The sequence below is a fragment of the Variovorax durovernensis genome (assembly GCF_977011995.1).
In genome coordinates, this window is record NZ_CDRNCW010000001.1 from 3,535,668 (window position 1) to 3,551,714 (window position 16,047).

Consider the following 16,047-nt stretch of genomic DNA (forward strand, 5'->3'; position numbering starts at 1 on the left):
CCAAAATTGGGTGCAAATGAACACCTTTGAGCGACAGGGCGGATTTGCACACGTGGATGCCAGCGATAATGTTGATCTTGACGAGCAAGAGCGTTTCAATCAAAGTTCCATCGTGTCCGCTTGCACCTCCACCGTCACTCTGAAATTTACCAACCCCTCTCGCGTTGACGTGGACAACGGTATTGCAGCACTGGCACCGGGGTTCTGCTCCAGCGTTGCGAGCGGCATGGCCAGCCGATACGACGATTTTCGTGGCCACTGCATCGGGACGCGGTGATGAGAAGACTGCGCTCGCTCCGGCGTTCTGTCATCCGCGCGATGATTGGCATTTTGGTGTTTGCCCAACTGGCGATCGCGGCATATGCGTGTCCGGGCCTGTTCAACTCCATGCCTGCGGGCGCGAGCGTTCGCACTCAAGTGCAAGCAGGAGTTCTCGCCGAATCATCTCGCTCGGAACACGACAGCCAAGCCATGGTGGCTGACGCAGCGCAGAAGATGCCAGCGGATTGCGGACAAGTCGACCCTGAGGCGCCGAATCTCTGCGCTGAACATTGCAAGCAAGGTCAGCAAAGCGCTGACCATACCCCGGCTCCTGCCGTTGCGCCGGCTCTTCTCACGGAGTTGTACCGCGTGACGCTCTCCACCGCGTCACCTGTCGCCGAGGACGCCTACTACGCGCCCGGCTTGCTCTTGCGGGCTGCGGCCCCGCCGCATGCGATAGCGCACTGCTGCCTGCGAACCTGATTTCTCGCGAGAAACGTTGTACTTAGGCATCGGGCCTGAGTTCGTCGTGGCCGCTTGGGCTCCTTTCTCTCGGCGCTCGCCTCTTGGCGCAGCGAAGACGATGGCCCAAGATCGGACGCACCGTCCTCGTTGGGAGATTTTTAATGCGTTTTTATCCAGCTATGTACGCTATGCCGGCCACGGCATTGATGCGTCGCTCTCTTGCCTGTGTGCTGTTGATCAGCGGCCTCAGCGCTGGCGCTCTGGCTCAGACGACCGGCATTGGCGTACTGGGACTTCCGGATGCCTTGCGCCTGTCGCAGGACCGGTCGCAGCAACTCGTCGCCCAGGATGCCCTCGCCACGGCTTCTCGCGAAATGGCAGTCGCCGCGGGCCAGCGCCCCGATCCCACGCTGCGTCTGGGCATTAGCAACCTGCCGCTGAACGGAGAGGACCGTTTCAGCCTGACCCGCGATTTCATGACGATGCGCACCGTCGGGGTAATGCAGGAAATCACGCGCAGCGAGAAGCTGAGCGCACGCTCCGCGCGCTACGAAAAGGAAGCCGATGTGGCCGAAGCAGGTCGGAGCCTGGCAGTGACGAAATTGCAAGCTGGAACAGCTGCCGCCTGGTTGGACCGCTATTTCCAGGAACGCATGCGCGAGGTGTTGGTGCAACAGCGCGACGAAGCCAGGCTGCAGATCGAGGCCGCCGATGCCGCGTACCGCGGAGGCAAGGGGAATCAGGCGGACGTCTTTGCGGCCCGCACGGCAGTGGCGCAGATCGAAGACCGGATCGTCCAGGCCGAGCGCCAGATCGCGACGGCCACCACCGCGCTCGCGCGCTGGGTCGGTGCGCCGGCTGCATTGCCCTTGGGGGGCATGCCGAGGATCGATCAAGTTCCTCTTGCCCCTCAGGACCTGGAGACGCGCCTGGCGCACCATCCGCAGATCCAGCTGATGCTCAAGCAGGAGGAAACGGCACAGGCCGAGGCTGAGATTGCCCGCGCCAACAAGAAAGCGGACTGGACGGTGGAGCTCATGTACAGCCAGCGCGGCTCGGCGTATTCCAACATGCTGTCCGTGAACCTGTCGGTGCCCTTGCAGTGGGACCAGGCAAACCGGCAAGACCGCGAACTGGCATCCAAGCTGGCCATGGTCGAGCGCATGCGTGCTGAACGCGAAGAGGCGACGCGCAGCCATGTGTCCGAGGCGCTGGCGATGCTGCAGGAGTGGCAAAGCGATCACGACCGGCTGGCCCGGTACGACAACTCGCTCATTCCCCTGGCCGCAGAACGTACGCGGGCGGCGATCGCCGCCTACCGAGGCAGCGCCGCGCCCCTCTATGGGGTCCTTGAAGCGCGACGCAACGAGATCGACGTCCGCATGGAACGCATTCGTCTCGAGATGGATGCTGGGCGCCTGTGGGCGCAATTGAACTACCTGATTCCTAAAGGCCACGCGCAGGCTGCCACGCGTCCTTGAAGCCCAGAATACCGGAGAAAAGCCTTATGAAACTCAACCCTCTTGTACTCGGACTGATCGCCACGAGTGCGCTTGCCCTCAGTGGCTATGGGCTCTACACGCTCGGCAAGCGCCACGGCGGCAACAACGGGTCGGCAGCGCCGGTAGCGGCTGCGTCGAGCGCTCCAGGCGACAAGGTGGACCCAGCCACTGGGCGGAAAGTGCTGTATTGGCACGACCCGATGGTGCCGGGCCAGAAGTTCGACAAGCCGGGCAAGTCGCCCTTCATGGACATGCAGCTGGTGCCTGTCTATGCCGATGAGTCCGGCGATTCGGGCAGCGTCGCTGTGAGTCCTCGCGTGCAACAGAATCTTGGCATTCGAACCGCCGAGGTTGCGCGCGGCGAAATGACGCCGCGCGTGGAAGCCGCCGGAAGCATCGCATTCAACGAACGAGACCAAGCCTTTGTTCAAGCGCGCTCCACGGGCTACGTCGAGAAATTGTTCGTTCGCGCCACGCTGGATCCTGTGAGCAAAGGTCAGCCGCTTGCTGAACTCTACGTGCCGGACTGGATTGCTGCGCAGGAAGAATTCCTCTCTGTACGCCGCATGCAGGGGACCGATCTGGCCGTGCTCGTCGACGGCGCGCGTCAGCGCATGCGCCAAGTGGGCATGACCGAGGACCAGATACGCCTCATCGAGCGCGCTGGCCGAGTTCAACCCCGCATCACGCTCGTCGCGCCCACCAGCGGGGTGCTCGTCGAATTGACCGCACGCGAAGGCATGACCGTCATGCCAGGCGCCACGCTCTTCCGGATCAACGGTCTTTCGACAGTGTGGGCGAACGCCGACGTGCCGGAAGGCCAGTCGGCCCTGCTGCGCCCGGGAACCACCGTGGAAGCGCGTTCTCCTGCGATCCCCGGGAAGGTGTTCAGGGGGCGGGTGCAGGCGATCCTGCCGGAGGTCAACCAAGCCACCCGCACCATCAAAGCCCGCGTCGAACTGGGCAACCCACAGGGTCAACTTTCGCCGGGCATGTTCGTGAGCGTTGCGCTGAACGCCAATGTTGAACAGGGGCTCATGGTTCCGACAGAAGCGATCATTCAGACCGGCCGACGCATGGTGGTGATGGTGGCCGAGGGCGATGGGAAATTCAGACCGGTGGACGTCGATATCGGCAATGAGTTCAACGGCCAGACTGAAATCAAGCGGGGCCTCGAAGTCGGTCAAAAGGTGGTCATCTCCGGCCAGTTCCTGATTGACTCCGAGGCAAGCCTCAGGGGTACCGCCACACGCATGGAAGATGCGCGCCAGCCCGCTGGGGCTGCCCCCGCCGGAGGCGGCGCGCCCCCAGCAGGTGGCGAGCACACCGGCAAAGCCAGGATCGAATCGATCGGCAAGGACGCCGTTTCCCTGTCGCATGAACCCATCCCCTCGATGCAGTGGAATGCGATGACGATGGACTTCGGCAAGCCGGCCGGTGGCCTTCCGGAGAGCCTTAAACCGGGGCAGACCGTGAATTTCGCGTTCAAGATGAACAAGGAAGGCCTGCCGGTGCTGACGCGGATCGAACCTGCCGGCGCACAAGCGATGTCCGCGCCGGCGCCCGTGCCCGGCGTGAAGGACACGGTGCCGATGGGATCGATGGAGAAGAAGCAATGATCGCCAAGCTGATTCGCTGGTCGATCGTCAACCGGTTCCTGGTGCTGCTGGCCACCGTGATGGTCAGCGCCTGGGGCGTGTATTCCGTGATGCGCACGCCGCTCGATGCGCTGCCCGACCTCTCGGACGTGCAGGTCATCATTCGCACGAGCTATCCCGGGCAGGCTCCGCAAATTGTCGAGAACCAGATCACCTATCCCCTGACCACGACGATGCTGTCGGTCCCGGGGGCGAAGACGGTCCGTGGCTTTTCGTTCTTCGGCGACTCGTTCGTCTATGTGCTGTTCGAGGATGGCACCGACCTCTACTGGGCGCGCTCCAGGGTCTTGGAGTATCTGAACCAGGTGCAATCGCGCCTGCCGCCGAGCGCAAAGGCAGCCCTCGGGCCTGATGCCACCGGAGTGGGCTGGGTTTACTCCTATGCGCTGGTGGATCGCAGCGGCAACCACGACCTGGCGCAGCTGCGGGCGCTGCAGGATTGGTTCCTGAAATACGAACTGAAGACTGTTGCCAACGTGGCCGAGGTTGCCTCGATCGGGGGCATGGTCAAGCAGTACCAGGTCGTGCTCGACCCAGACAGGTTGCGCGGCTATAACCTGACGCACAGCAAGGTGGTGGAGGCGATCCAGAAGGCCAACCAGGAAAGCGGAGGCTCGGTGCTCGAGATGGGCGAGGCCGAGTACATGGTCCGGTCCTCCGGGTATCTGAAAACTCTCGAGGACTTTCGCAAGATCCCACTCATGACCACCGACGCAGGCGTCTCCGTGCGCCTGGGCGACGTAGCCCGCATCCAGATGGGTCCCGAGATGCGACGCGGCATTGCCGAGCTCGACGGCGATGGCGAAGTTGCCGGGGGCGTCATCGTCATGCGCTCGGGCAAGAACGCGATGGAAACGATCGAAGCGGTGAAGGCCAAGCTCAATAGCCTGCAGTCTAGCCTGCCCAAGGGCGTGCAAATCGTGCCGACCTACGATCGATCGAATCTGATCGAGCGTGCCATCGAAAACCTCTCGCACAAATTGATCGAAGAGTTCATCGTTGTCGCGGTGGTGTGCTTCATTTTCCTGTTTCACTTGCGCTCGGCCTTCGTCGCCATTGTCTCGCTGCCCATTGGCATCTTGGCCGCCTTCATCGTGATGCGGTACCAGGGGGTGAACGCGAACATCATGTCCCTGGGGGGCATCGCGATCGCGATCGGCGCGATGGTCGACGCGGCGGTGGTGATGATCGAGAACGCGCACAAGCACATCGAGAAATGGAATCACGCCCATCCCGATGAGGCCCTCAAGGGGGAGGAGCACTGGCGGGTGATCGGCGACTCGGCGGCCGAAGTCGGCCCGGCCCTGTTCTTCTCGCTGCTGATCATCACGCTGTCGTTCATTCCGGTGTTCACGCTGGAGGCGCAAGAAGGCCGCTTGTTCTCGCCGCTGGCATTCACGAAGACATACGCGATGGCTGCGGCTGCAGGGCTATCCGCAACACTGATCCCCGTCCTCATGGGCTACCTGATCCGCGGCAAGATTCCGGACGAGAACAGGAACCCGCTCAATCGCTTCCTGATTGCTGTTTACCGCCCGCTCTTGAATGCGGCGCTGAAAGTGCCGAAGCTCACAATTGGCGTGGCCGCTGTGCTTTTGGTGGCCAGCCTGTGGCCCTTGCAGCACATCGGCGGCGAATTCATGCCGCCGTTGGACGAAGGCGATCTCCTGTACATGCCCTCGGCGCTGCCGGGACTCTCGGCGGGCAAGGCCTCCCAGTTGTTACAACAGACCGACCGCCTGATCAAAACTGTGCCGGAAGTCGCCACCGTGTTTGGCAAGGCCGGCCGTGCCGAGTCGGCCACCGACCCCGCGCCGCTGGAGATGTTCGAGACCACCATCCAGTTCAAGCCGCGCGATCAGTGGCGCGCGGGCATGACCCAGGACAAGTTGGTCGAGGAGCTCGACCGCATCGTCAAGGTGCCGGGCCTGTCCAACATCTGGGTGCCGCCGATCCGCAACCGTATCGACATGCTCGCCACCGGCATCAAGAGCCCGGTGGGCGTCAAGGTCGCGGGCACCGACCTGGCCGAGATCGACCGGGTGACCGCAGAGATCGAACGCGTGGTCAAGAACGTGCCCGGGGTGTCGTCCGCGCTGGCCGAGCGCCTGTCCGGCGGCCGCTATGTCGACATCAAGATCGATCGCGACGCTGCGGCGCGCTTCGGTATGAATGTCGCCGACGTGCAGTCGATCGTGGCATCGGCGATCGGCGGCGAGAACGTCGGCGAGACGGTCGAGGGCTTGTCCCGCTTCCCGATCAACGTGCGCTACCCGCGCGAGGTTCGCGACTCGGTCGAGCGGGTACGTCAGCTTCCCATCGTGACCGACCGCGGCGCCCGCATCGTGCTGTCCGATATCGCTAAGGTCGAGGTTGTCGACGGCCCGCCGATGCTCAAGAGCGAAAACTCGCGCCTGTCGGGCTGGATCTACGTAGACATCCGCGGCCGCGACCTGCGGTCCGCGGTGAAAGACATGCAGCGTGCCGTCGCCGAGCAGGTCAAGGTGCCTCCGGGGTATTCGGTTTCATGGTCGGGACAGTTCGAGTTCCTCGAGCGCGCCACCGCCAAGCTGAAGGTGGTCGTGCCGTTCACGCTGCTCATCATTTTCGTGTTGCTGTACCTAACCTTCAAGCGCTTCGATGAAGCGCTCCTGATCATGGCCACGCTGCCGTTTGCGCTGGTGGGCGGCATCTGGCTGCTGTATCTGCTCAGCTACAACCTGTCGGTGGCCGGCGCGGTCGGCTTCATCGCCTTGGCCGGCGTCTCCGCCGAGTTCGGCGTGATCATGCTGTTGTACCTCAAGCACGCCTGGGATGAACGGGTCATCCACGGCACGATCAGCAACGACGACCTGCTGGATGCAATTCGCGAAGGTGCGGTGCTGCGCGTGCGCCCGAAGGCGATGACCGTTGCAGTGATCCTGGCGGGCCTGTTTCCGATCATGTGGGGTTCGGGCACGGGCTCGGAGGTGATGCGGCGCATCGCCGCCCCGATGGTCGGCGGCATGGTGACTGCGCCGTTGCTGTCCATGTTCGTGATTCCGGCGGCCTACCTGCTGATGCGAAAGACGCGTGAGAAACGCGCAGGGAGATCGCGCTTTGGGAGGCGACGCGATGCCGAATGAGTCTCACGGTCATTGGCGCGTCGTCGGCGGCACCTGCAAGTTCCTGCTCTTGGCGTTTTTCTCAGGCGCAGGTCAGCTAGCCATGGCGCACGCGGGCGAAGCGCGGCCGGTGAAGACGCCGGCGACGGGTTCCGCGCCAGCTCCGAGCCGCTGGAGAAGGCGTCGTGGCAGGCGTATGCGATGAACGACGAGGTATCGAACGACACCATTCGATTTATCAAAAGGAGTCAAACATGAAGACGATTTCATCTTTGCGTCACCGCTGGAATGCGGGTGGTCGGATTGCGCCGAAGCTACTCATGTTTTCTGCCGGCGCTGTCGCGCTGGGCACGGTTCTGGGCGCATGCACCAGCGCGGGGGTGCAAGGCGACACCAAGGCTGCGGCACCAGCGACGGCCGAGCAGTGCGCCGAGAAACGCCTCGTATTGCCGCTCGATCACGGCCCGCGCCCGCAAACAACGCCGTACGAAAACAAGCTTCGCAAGCAGCGCTTTGCAGCCGAAGTGAAGGACTGCCTGGCCGCAACCTCCAAGGGACCCGTGCAATGAGCCCGCCTCGCCGACGCTTCTTGGCGGCGACCGCGATCGCCCTGGCCGTCCCGACATGGGCCAGGGCAGCTTCGCGGGTTGTCGACGTCTGGAAAGGACGTGGCTGTCTTTGTTGTGAGGCTTGGGTCAAGCACCTGGAGAGCGCGGGTTTTAACGTGACGGTGCACGACGTTGGCAACAAGGAGGCGCATGCGCGCCTTGGGATACCTCTGAAATATCGCGCATGCCACACCGCCAGCACCGACGGCTATGTGTTGGAAGGGCATGTTCCCTTCAGGGAAATCCAGCGGCTGTTGCTGGAGCGCCCCGACGCCATCGGCTTGGCGGTTGTCGGCATGCCGCGCGGATCGCCGGGCATGGACGGTCCGGCGTACCGCGGACGGCGAGATCCGTTCAAGGTGCTGCTCGTTCATCGAGACGAGAGCGCCACGATCTACCAGTCCTATCAATGAAAGGAAACCCAATGAACACCTCACGCACAGCGCTTGCCGCCATGCTTTGCGTAGCACTCACACTGCCTGTGCTGGCCTGCCCGACATGAACACGAGCTGGATGGACAAGGAAATGATGGCCAAGTGCCACGAAATGATGATGAATCACAAATAAGGAGAACGCCCCATCTCTATCCAAATGCCGCCGAATGGCGGCCACACCTGCACGCATTACCCAATTTACCCATCAATCGATTACCCAGGAGTTCCTATGAAGAAAATCGCATTCGCTTCCCTCATCGTCGCAGCGCTGCTGCCCGCAACCGTTTTGGCGCAGCAGAAGATGGACGACATGAAAGGCATGGACATGTCCAACATGAAAGACATGAACATGCCCAAGAAGTCGGCAAGCACCGCTCAAGTCACCCACATGGCCATGGGGGAGGTGAAGAGCGTCGATCCCAAGGGCCAGGTGGTCAACGTGGCGCATGAGCCGATCAAATCGTTGAACTGGCCGGCGATGACGATGGGATTCGTGGTCAAGGACAAGATGCTGATGGACAAGCTGGTCGTCGGCAAGAAGGTCCAGCTCGAATTCGTGCAGGAGGACGGCAAGTATGTCGTCACGGCCGTGAAATAGGCAAGACGATCGAGTCAGCGGCGCGCCGCCCATTTCTTCCTTGCGGGCGCGCGCCACCAGTCAGCCACTCAACTACGAGGCGCCAAGCGATCAAGCCATGCGCCGAAGCGTAGACCTACAGGCTCTTTTCGGGATTCGCAGGCGTTTCGACGCGACGCACACGGGTCGAAGGATGCCCGGATTGAGCGGCTGCTTGTGCTGCGTCACTCGCAGCCGAGCGTCCGCTCAGCATACGGCCGGTGGCATCGACCTTCACCAAACCGAGCCTCGGATGCATCCAATAATGAGTTTTGCCGCCTTCGGCGTTGGCTGGCGTGGCCTGATTCGGCGCTCCAGTATCAGGGGCCACGGCAGGAGGTGCTGCAAAGGAAACGGCAGCTCCCAGCGACAGCGCTGCAGCCAGAATAGAAGCAAAAAGTTGGTTTGACATGTTCGTGCCCTCGTCATTGGTCATTCAAATCGTCAGCGGAGACTGACGGCCTCACGCGTTCCGCAAGATATAGGGGTGCGTCGTGATGGGGAGATTGTGAAAACCGGCCAGGCACCAGAATCTGATGAGTTGATGACGTTTTTGTAATGCGAGCAAGCAACCTCTGGGGGCTGCAAAAGGTTCAAGGAAATGAAAATCCTGTTGATCGAAGACGAAGCGAGTGCGGCTGCGTACCTGAAGCAGGGCCTGACAGAGAGCGGCTTCACGGCGGAGATCGCGACCAACGGAAGCGACGGACTGCATGCCGCCATGAACGGCGACCACGACTTGGTGGTCTTGGACGTGATGTTGCCCGGTATCGACGGCTTTGCGGTGTTGTCCGCGCTGCGAACGTCGAAGCAGACGCCCGTGCTGATGCTCACGGCCCGATCCAAGGTCGACGACAAGGTCAAGGGGTTCGAGCTCGGCGCCGACGACTACCTGGTCAAGCCGTTCCAGTTCCCGGAGTTGCTTGCGCGGATCCGCGCGCTGCTCAAGCGCGGTGCCAAGGTCGCCTCCGACGATGTGCTGCGCATCGCCGATCTCGAGGTCGATTCGGTCAAGCATCGCGCAACCCGGGCCGGCCAGCGCATCGATCTTTCGGCCAAGGAATTCGCGTTGCTGGTGTTGTTCGTGCGCAGGAGCGGCGAAGTGCTGTCCAGAACACAGATCGCCTCGCTGGTATGGGATATCAATTTCGATTCCGACACCAACGTCGTGGACGTGGCGGTGCGTCGGTTGCGTCTCAAGATTGACGACCCGTTCGAGACCAAGCTGATCCACACCGTGCGGGGCGTGGGGTACGTGTTCGAGCTCCGGTCATGAAGCTGAAGAGCTTGTCCATACGGCTGGCACTCTGGGTCGGTCTCCTGGGCCTGCTGCAAGGTGCGGGTGTTCTGTGGTTTTCCTATCTCACGATGCAGCAGGAATTCGCGGCACAACGCCGTGCTGTGCTGCGCGACAAGGTGGATCAAGCGCGCCAATTGATCGGCGACATGCCGGATGAGGCCGCCATTCGCGCCAAGGCCTTCGAGCTCGTCGATCTCGTGACCGGGCACGCCGAATTGCATCTGGCGATCGCTCGGCAAGGGGCGACGGCGCCCATCGTCGCGTTCAGCCGCGAAGCCAACGAATCCCTGAGCCGACTGAAGGACGACACGTGGGGGACGGACGCCTTCCTGGAATGGCGCGCGAACGCCAGCGGTGCCCTGATGCTGTCGCAGGCAGGGGCTGTACAACTCCAGAACGGCGAAGCCTACGAGATCGTCGCCACTGTCGATCGCAGCGACGACCAGAGATTGCTGCGCAGCCTTCTGCTCACCTCGGCGACGGCGGCGCCATTCGGCCTTGCGCTGGTGATCGTCAGCGCGTTGGCGATCGCCGTTTGGGGTTTGCAGCCGTTGCGGCGATTCCAGAAGGCCACTGCCGACATCACCGCGCGCAACCTCTCGGCGCGAATCGACTCGAAGGGTCTGCCAAGCGAACTGCAAGACCTTGGTGTGGCCTTCAACGCGATGCTGGAGCGTTTGGATGACGGCGTGCGCCGGTTGTCGGAGTTCTCGGAAGATCTGGCCCATGAGCTGCGCACCCCGTTGGCGACGCTGTTGGGGCGCACGCAGGTCGGGCTCTCGCAGCCGCGTACAGCCGAGCAATTGACCGACCTGCTTGAAAGCAATGTCGACGAACTGCAGCGCCTCAGTCGACTAGTGTCCGACATGATGTTTCTGGCGCAGGCCGACCATGCGCAAGCCGCCGTGGAGCAGCGCGATATCGATCTGGCAGACCAAGCGCGCACCGTGGCCGAATTTCTGCAGTTGATGGCCGACGAACGTGACATCAAGATTTCGGTGGAGGGCAGCGCCGTCGTTCCCGCGGACGGAGGCCTTGTGCAAAGAGCCATCACCAACTTGCTTTCGAATGCGGTGCGTCACGGCGCGAAGGGAACGCCGGTGAAAGTGACACTGTCATACACCGACGAACGTCATGCGGCGCTGGAGGTGGTCAATCAGGGAGATCCGATCGCGCCTCAGCACCTGGAACGACTCTTCGATCGCTTTTACCGCGTGGACAGCTCCCGCGCCAGAGATCTGGGCGGCACTGGGCTCGGGTTAGCCATCGTCAAAGCAATCATGAGCCTCCATGGCGGGCAGGTCGCGGCCGCCAGCAATATCCAAGGTGAAACGCGCTTCACACTCTACTTTCCCCGTTCGGGCAAGGGAGTACTGGGACGATGACTCAAGGCCTGATTAGACCGGCAACTTTGTAATGCGGGCCCAGAAGGTGGGGGCCGACACCATGCGTGTCCCAGGTTTGTCCCGGATGCTCGCGTCTGCCCAGCGCAGCATGCCCAGCGTATGGCCGATTAAGTAGCGGGCTGGTCAGGCCGAGCGTAGTGCTGTGGCGGTTCTGCCGTGACATCGCCCACAACCGGATGGCTGGCGCTGGGCGACAGAATCCGAGCTTTGCAGATCGCGTGTCCACAGCGCGCACGGAAGATCCGCAGGGACTTGCAAACCTGCCCGCGCAAGGCGCGATGAATCGAAACGAAGCGCCCCGTTCAACGCCACCTGCAGATGACGAGATCGTCATGCGATGGTCAGAGTGTTGACGCGCCTTGCTTTCTAAAGTTTGAACCGTGATCAAGCCAAAGGCACGCGATGAAGCCAACCGCCCTAGGCGTCACGTCTCATAACTCTTGAGGAGCCTGAAATGAAAAAAATCCTGTTCGCCCTCGGGGCAACGACGCTGCTGCTGTCCGGCGCCTATGCGCAAAGCCAGTCGCAGGAAGCAGTCCCACCGACCAACACCAAGCCGCAAGCCGTGGCCGAGGCCAGGAAGAACGCCAAGCCTGCAGGAGTTGTTCGAATCAAAGATGGCAGCACGGCCGTTGGGCAAGGCTCCGGCGTGAGAGTGACGAGCAAGTCCGAAATGGCCGGCGAAAGCCGGAAAGCGGCGCGCGAGGCACGCCCTCATCGGGATTCGACGCAAGGCGGCACTCCCCAGGAATCTCGGTGAGTCGTCCCAAGGGGCTATCTCTTCGGAACCGGCAGCTTGCCGGTTTGACCAACGTAGGCGACCGCCAATCAGCGAGATGGCAGGATCCATCTCGCTGCGGCACTTCAATTCAAAGGATTTGGTTATGAACTGCGATTCGAAAACATTGATCAAGATTGCCGTTGGGCTAGGAATTGCGCTGGCCGCGGTGTACGTCGTGCTGCCCACATCCCATGCGTTCATTCTGGCCGCCGCCCCATTCTTGTTGTTTCTCGTCTGCCCGATTGCAATGATTTTCATGATGAAGAGCATGAATTGCACGACCGGGGAAGAGCGTGCCAAGGACGTCAAAGGCAAAGCAGCAAATTCCCCCCTGGACGAGCCCAGGTCGGACAAGACCTAACCACGAATTCCGATCATGCATTCACGCGCGATCGGTGGCGCAGTCCTCGCATGAAGTTAAAGAACCGAATGCGACAGGACGAATGGACATGCGGTAGCCGGGGAATCGATCATGTATATGCTCGGGCGCTGGGTTCCCTTGGAAGTGGTGAACACCATCTTTATCCTCTGGGGTCTTTCCGTTGTGGTGTTGGTGTTGGTTGTGTTCTGGCATAGCCGGCGACGAACCGTCGCCGGCAAGCGAAAAAGGCCCCGTCGCACAAATGGAAAGAGAAAAAACTGGCGCTTCAAGCGCTAAATCCTGCTCATCAAAGGTTTGCGACACCTTGATCTATGGCTACGCTGAAAAAGGTCCATCGGCTGGCGAAGGCGGATCGAGTCCTTGGCCGGGCCATGATGTCAATTTCAACGCACTCGGTCCATATTGGACGGGTTCACGCACAGGTACGCCTGGTCGAGCGCCGCTTCACAGGCCGGGTCGGCCTGGGCCAACTGTTCCAGCGCGCACATCAGCGGCTCGGCAATTTCCCAGCGCCGTTCGGCCACGGCCCGTTGGTAGAGCCGCAGCACTTCCTGCTCCAGAGAGCAGCGGCAGATCTCGAATTTGTTGCGCACCATCGCAGCCTTCATGAAAGCTTGTTGCCACGGCACATACCGTAAACCTTGCCACGGTGCCAAGGTCAAGCGTGTGGGGATTGCTTGACCTTTACATGATGGGAGGGTTCAAACTGCCCGAAGAAAGAAGGAGCTGTCCTGCCATGAAGCCGCATTCCCACGCATCCGCCGATGTTGCAATGAAGTCCGGCGTCGATGCGAGCGTCGAGTACACATGCCCCATGCATCCGCAGGTGCGGCAGGTAGGGCCCGGGAGCTGCCCGATTTGTGGCATGTCCCTGGAGCCGGTTGTTGCGACGGCGGCACCCGGAGACAGTGCAGAGTTGCAGGACATGAGCCGCAGGTTCTGGATCGGCCTGGCGCTCAGTCTGCCGGTGGTGGTGCTCGAGATGGGCGGGCACCTCGTCGACCTGCACCGCCTGCTGAGCCCGCAAGCATCCAACTGGCTGCAATTGCTCTTCGGCACACCCGTGGTTGTGTGGGCCGGCTGGCCGCTCTTCGTGCGAGGCTGGGCTTCGGTGAAGAACCGCAGCCTCAACATGTTCAGCCTCATCGCCCTGGGCGTCGGCGTCGCATGGGCCTACAGTGTTGTCGGGACGGTGGCGCCGAATTTGTTCCCGGCGCAGCTGCGTGCCGCAGGCGGGGCCGTCGCGATCTATTTCGAAGCGGCCGCGGTGATCACGGTGCTGGTTCTCCTGGGACAGGTCCTGGAGTTGCGCGCGCGGGAAAAAACATCCGGCGCGATACGCGCGCTGCTCGATCTGGCACCGAAGACGGCCCTGCGCGTCAAGAGCGATGGCTCCGACGAGACCGTCGACCTCGACGCCATTGGCGTGGGCGAGCACCTGCGGGTTCGTCCCGGCGAAAAAGTACCTGTGGACGGCGAAGTGGTGGAAGGCAAGGCGACGGTCGACGAATCGATGGTCACTGGTGAACCCATCCCCGTCGTCAAGGCGCCGGGCGCCAAGGTCACAGCGGGAACCATGAACCAGACCGGCGGCTTCGTCATGCGTGCCGAGAAAGTGGGAGCGGACACCTTGCTCGCGCAGATCGTCCACATGGTCGCGTCGGCGCAGCGCAGTCGCGCGCCGATCCAACGCATGGCCGACCAGGTCGCTGGTTGGTTCGTGCCGCTCGTCATCGCCGTCGCGCTCGCGGCCTTCGTTGCCTGGCTCATCTGGGGCCCCAGCCCGGCCTTGTCGTATGCGCTCGTTTCAGCGGTCGCCGTCCTCATCATCGCGTGCCCCTGTGCCTTGGGATTGGCTACCCCGATGTCCATCATGGTCGGCGTCGGAAAAGGCGCCCAGCATGGCGTCCTGATCCGCGATGCCGAGGCGCTGGAGCGTATGGAAAAGGTGGACACACTGGTGCTCGACAAGACCGGCACCCTGACCGAGGGGCGGCCAAAGGTGGTGCACATCGAGCCGGCGCCGGGCTTCGATGCCGCCACTGTGCTCCAGAAGCTCGCCAGTGTGGAGCGTGCCAGCGAACACCCGCTGGCCGCTGCCATCGTGGCCGATGCGCAGGCGCGTCAGTTGCAGCTGGCGCCAGTCACCGAATTCGACTCTCCTGCCGGCAGGGGCGTGGTGGGAACGGTGGACGGGATGCGGGTGGTGTCGGGAAACGAGCAGTTCCTGAACGAAAACGGCATCGACGCCGCCGCCTTGAGTGCGGCGGCGGAAGGATTTCGCGCCCAGGCAGCAACGGTCATCTTTGTGGGCATCGACGGCCGGATGGCAGGTCTCGTTGCCATTGCCGACCCGATCAAGGTAAATACGCAGCAGGCGATCTCGGCGTTGCGCAGCGAAGGCATTCGCGTCGTCATGCTCACCGGTGATGGCAAGACCACGGCGCAGGCCGTGGGTCGGCAGCTCGGGATTGACGAAGTCATCGCGAACGTGCTGCCGCAGGACAAGGCCTCGGTGGTTCAACGGCTGAAGGCGCAAGGCGGCGTCGTGGCCATGGCAGGCGACGGCGTCAACGATGCGCCTGCACTGGCTGCAGCGGACGTCGGTATTGCGATGGGAACTGGCACGGACGTGGCCATGGAAAGTGCGGGCGTGACGCTCTTGCACGGTGACCTCCTGGGCATCGTGCGCGCCCGTCGACTCTCGCAGGCGACGATGAAGAACATCAGGGCCAACCTGTTCTTTGCCTTTGTCTACAACGCGGCTGGGATCCCGTTGGCCGCTGGCGTGCTCTACCCGTTTTTCGGCATCCTTTTGTCACCGGTGATCGCAGCAGCAGCGATGGCGTTGTCGTCGGTCAGCGTCATTGCCAATTCGTTGCGCCTGCGCACGAGCACGGTGGCCGATCGAAACGCCGACGCTGGGGCGGCCCGCGCACAGCAATAATCACCTTCGAACAGCCGTCACAGGCAAGAAGTCCTCTTTTGTCGATCCCGCAAGACGTTCGCCTGTGGGCCCGTCGCGTCAAGCGCGATGCCATGCCCCCGTGGTCCCGCGCGCCGTCACCCGGGCACGTCGTGGCTGCCCAAGCTGATGGCGGCCTTTGTCGTCGCTTATGCGCTCAGTCCGATCGACCTGATTCCGGACTTCATCCCGGTGCTGGGGTATATCGACGATGCGCTCGTGCCGCCCGGTTTGATCTGGCTGACGATCCGGCTGCTTCCCAATGACCTGCTGGCTGAATGCCGTGTCAAGGCGGACGACTGGATGCGGCGCGGCGAAGGCAAGCCACGCACCTGGCGGGGCATCGCATTGGTTGTTGCGATCTGGGTCTTCGCGCAGCGGGCTGGCCGCGCATCCGCGGCTTTGATGCTCGCTTTCGTGCTGTCGGTGATCGCGGCGTGGCTCTGGTTGTGGTTCGTGGCATGGTCTGGTCAATGAGGTGCCGCCCGATCTAATCGACGTCGCCGGAGATGGCATCCCTCTCTGACGCGCTGCGCACACGAGCTGTCATCGGCTACGCTGCGTG

Annotated in this window: 16 protein-coding genes; 14 read left to right on the top strand and 2 right to left on the bottom strand. The window is 62.4% G+C overall.

What is annotated here, in order from left to right; translation table 11 throughout:
• Positions 1-16: 16 nt before the first annotated feature.
• From ACWV14_RS16815 to ACWV14_RS16850, 8 genes are all read left to right on the top strand, one after another.
• Entirely contained in the window at positions 17-277 is a 261-nt protein-coding gene (locus ACWV14_RS16815) for a hypothetical protein (RefSeq protein WP_454908289.1), read from the top strand.
• On the top strand, positions 277-744 hold the full coding sequence (locus ACWV14_RS16820; protein ID WP_454908288.1) for a hypothetical protein: 468 nt from the start codon (positions 277-279) through the stop codon (positions 742-744). Before ACWV14_RS16815 ends, ACWV14_RS16820 begins: the two co-directional genes overlap by 1 nt.
• 143 nt (positions 745-887) lie before the next feature.
• Positions 888-2,207, top strand: coding sequence for a TolC family protein (locus ACWV14_RS16825; protein WP_454908287.1), 1,320 nt, complete (start codon positions 888-890; stop codon positions 2,205-2,207).
• A 26-nt stretch (positions 2,208-2,233) separates the two neighbouring features.
• Positions 2,234-3,847, top strand: a complete 1,614-nt coding sequence (locus tag ACWV14_RS16830; RefSeq protein WP_454912774.1) for an efflux RND transporter periplasmic adaptor subunit — start codon at positions 2,234-2,236, stop codon at positions 3,845-3,847.
• Positions 3,844-7,011, top strand: coding sequence for an efflux RND transporter permease subunit (locus ACWV14_RS16835; RefSeq protein WP_454902705.1), 3,168 nt, complete (start codon positions 3,844-3,846; stop codon positions 7,009-7,011). Before ACWV14_RS16830 ends, ACWV14_RS16835 begins: the two co-directional genes overlap by 4 nt.
• Positions 7,012-7,244: 233 nt before the next feature.
• Positions 7,245-7,559, top strand: coding sequence for a hypothetical protein (locus tag ACWV14_RS16840; RefSeq protein WP_454902706.1), 315 nt, complete (start codon positions 7,245-7,247; stop codon positions 7,557-7,559).
• Positions 7,556-8,011, top strand: coding sequence for a DUF411 domain-containing protein (locus ACWV14_RS16845; RefSeq protein WP_454902707.1), 456 nt, complete (start codon positions 7,556-7,558; stop codon positions 8,009-8,011). The genes ACWV14_RS16840 and ACWV14_RS16845 overlap by 4 nt, the downstream gene beginning before the upstream one ends.
• A 250-nt stretch (positions 8,012-8,261) precedes the next feature.
• Positions 8,262-8,630, top strand: a complete 369-nt coding sequence (locus tag ACWV14_RS16850) for a copper-binding protein (protein WP_454902708.1) — start codon at positions 8,262-8,264, stop codon at positions 8,628-8,630.
• A 115-nt stretch (positions 8,631-8,745) separates the two neighbouring features.
• Here ACWV14_RS16850 and ACWV14_RS16855 read toward each other — a convergent pair whose 3' ends face one another.
• Positions 8,746-9,084, bottom strand: coding sequence for a hypothetical protein (locus ACWV14_RS16855; RefSeq protein WP_454914111.1), 339 nt, complete (start codon positions 9,082-9,084; stop codon positions 8,746-8,748).
• A 165-nt stretch (positions 9,085-9,249) separates the two neighbouring features.
• Here ACWV14_RS16855 and ACWV14_RS16860 point away from each other — a divergent pair, with 165 nt between their 5' ends.
• The 4 genes from ACWV14_RS16860 to ACWV14_RS16875 all read left to right on the top strand — a co-directional run bounded on the left by ACWV14_RS16860 (position 9,250) and on the right by ACWV14_RS16875 (position 12,496).
• Complete coding sequence (locus ACWV14_RS16860) at positions 9,250-9,924, top strand: heavy metal response regulator transcription factor (protein ID WP_454902710.1); 675 nt, start codon at positions 9,250-9,252, stop codon at positions 9,922-9,924.
• A complete protein-coding gene (locus ACWV14_RS16865) occupies positions 9,921-11,333 on the top strand; it encodes a heavy metal sensor histidine kinase (protein ID WP_454902711.1) in 1,413 nt (470 codons plus the stop codon). Before ACWV14_RS16860 ends, ACWV14_RS16865 begins: the two co-directional genes overlap by 4 nt.
• Positions 11,334-11,808: 475 nt before the next feature.
• Positions 11,809-12,114 (top strand): cell envelope biogenesis protein TolA, encoded by a 306-nt coding sequence (locus ACWV14_RS16870; protein ID WP_454902712.1) that lies wholly within the window; start codon positions 11,809-11,811, stop codon positions 12,112-12,114.
• A 76-nt stretch (positions 12,115-12,190) separates the two neighbouring features.
• The gene (locus ACWV14_RS16875) at positions 12,191-12,496 is read left to right on the top strand and encodes a DUF2933 domain-containing protein (protein ID WP_454902713.1); all 306 of its coding nucleotides are present in this window, start codon (positions 12,191-12,193) and stop codon (positions 12,494-12,496) included.
• A gap of 404 nt (positions 12,497-12,900) precedes the next feature.
• On the opposite strand, the gene ACWV14_RS16880 is transcribed toward ACWV14_RS16875, so the two are convergent.
• Complete coding sequence (locus tag ACWV14_RS16880; protein ID WP_454914112.1) at positions 12,901-13,179, bottom strand: hypothetical protein; 279 nt, start codon at positions 13,177-13,179, stop codon at positions 12,901-12,903.
• A 74-nt stretch (positions 13,180-13,253) separates the two neighbouring features.
• Between ACWV14_RS16880 and ACWV14_RS16885 the strand changes: the two genes are divergently transcribed.
• The gene (locus tag ACWV14_RS16885) at positions 13,254-15,464 is read left to right on the top strand and encodes a copper-transporting P-type ATPase (protein ID WP_454902715.1); all 2,211 of its coding nucleotides are present in this window, start codon (positions 13,254-13,256) and stop codon (positions 15,462-15,464) included.
• Positions 15,465-15,611: 147 nt separating this feature from the next.
• Complete coding sequence (locus tag ACWV14_RS16890) at positions 15,612-15,959, top strand: YkvA family protein (RefSeq protein WP_454902716.1); 348 nt, start codon at positions 15,612-15,614, stop codon at positions 15,957-15,959.
• Positions 15,960-16,047: the final 88 nt, after the last annotated feature.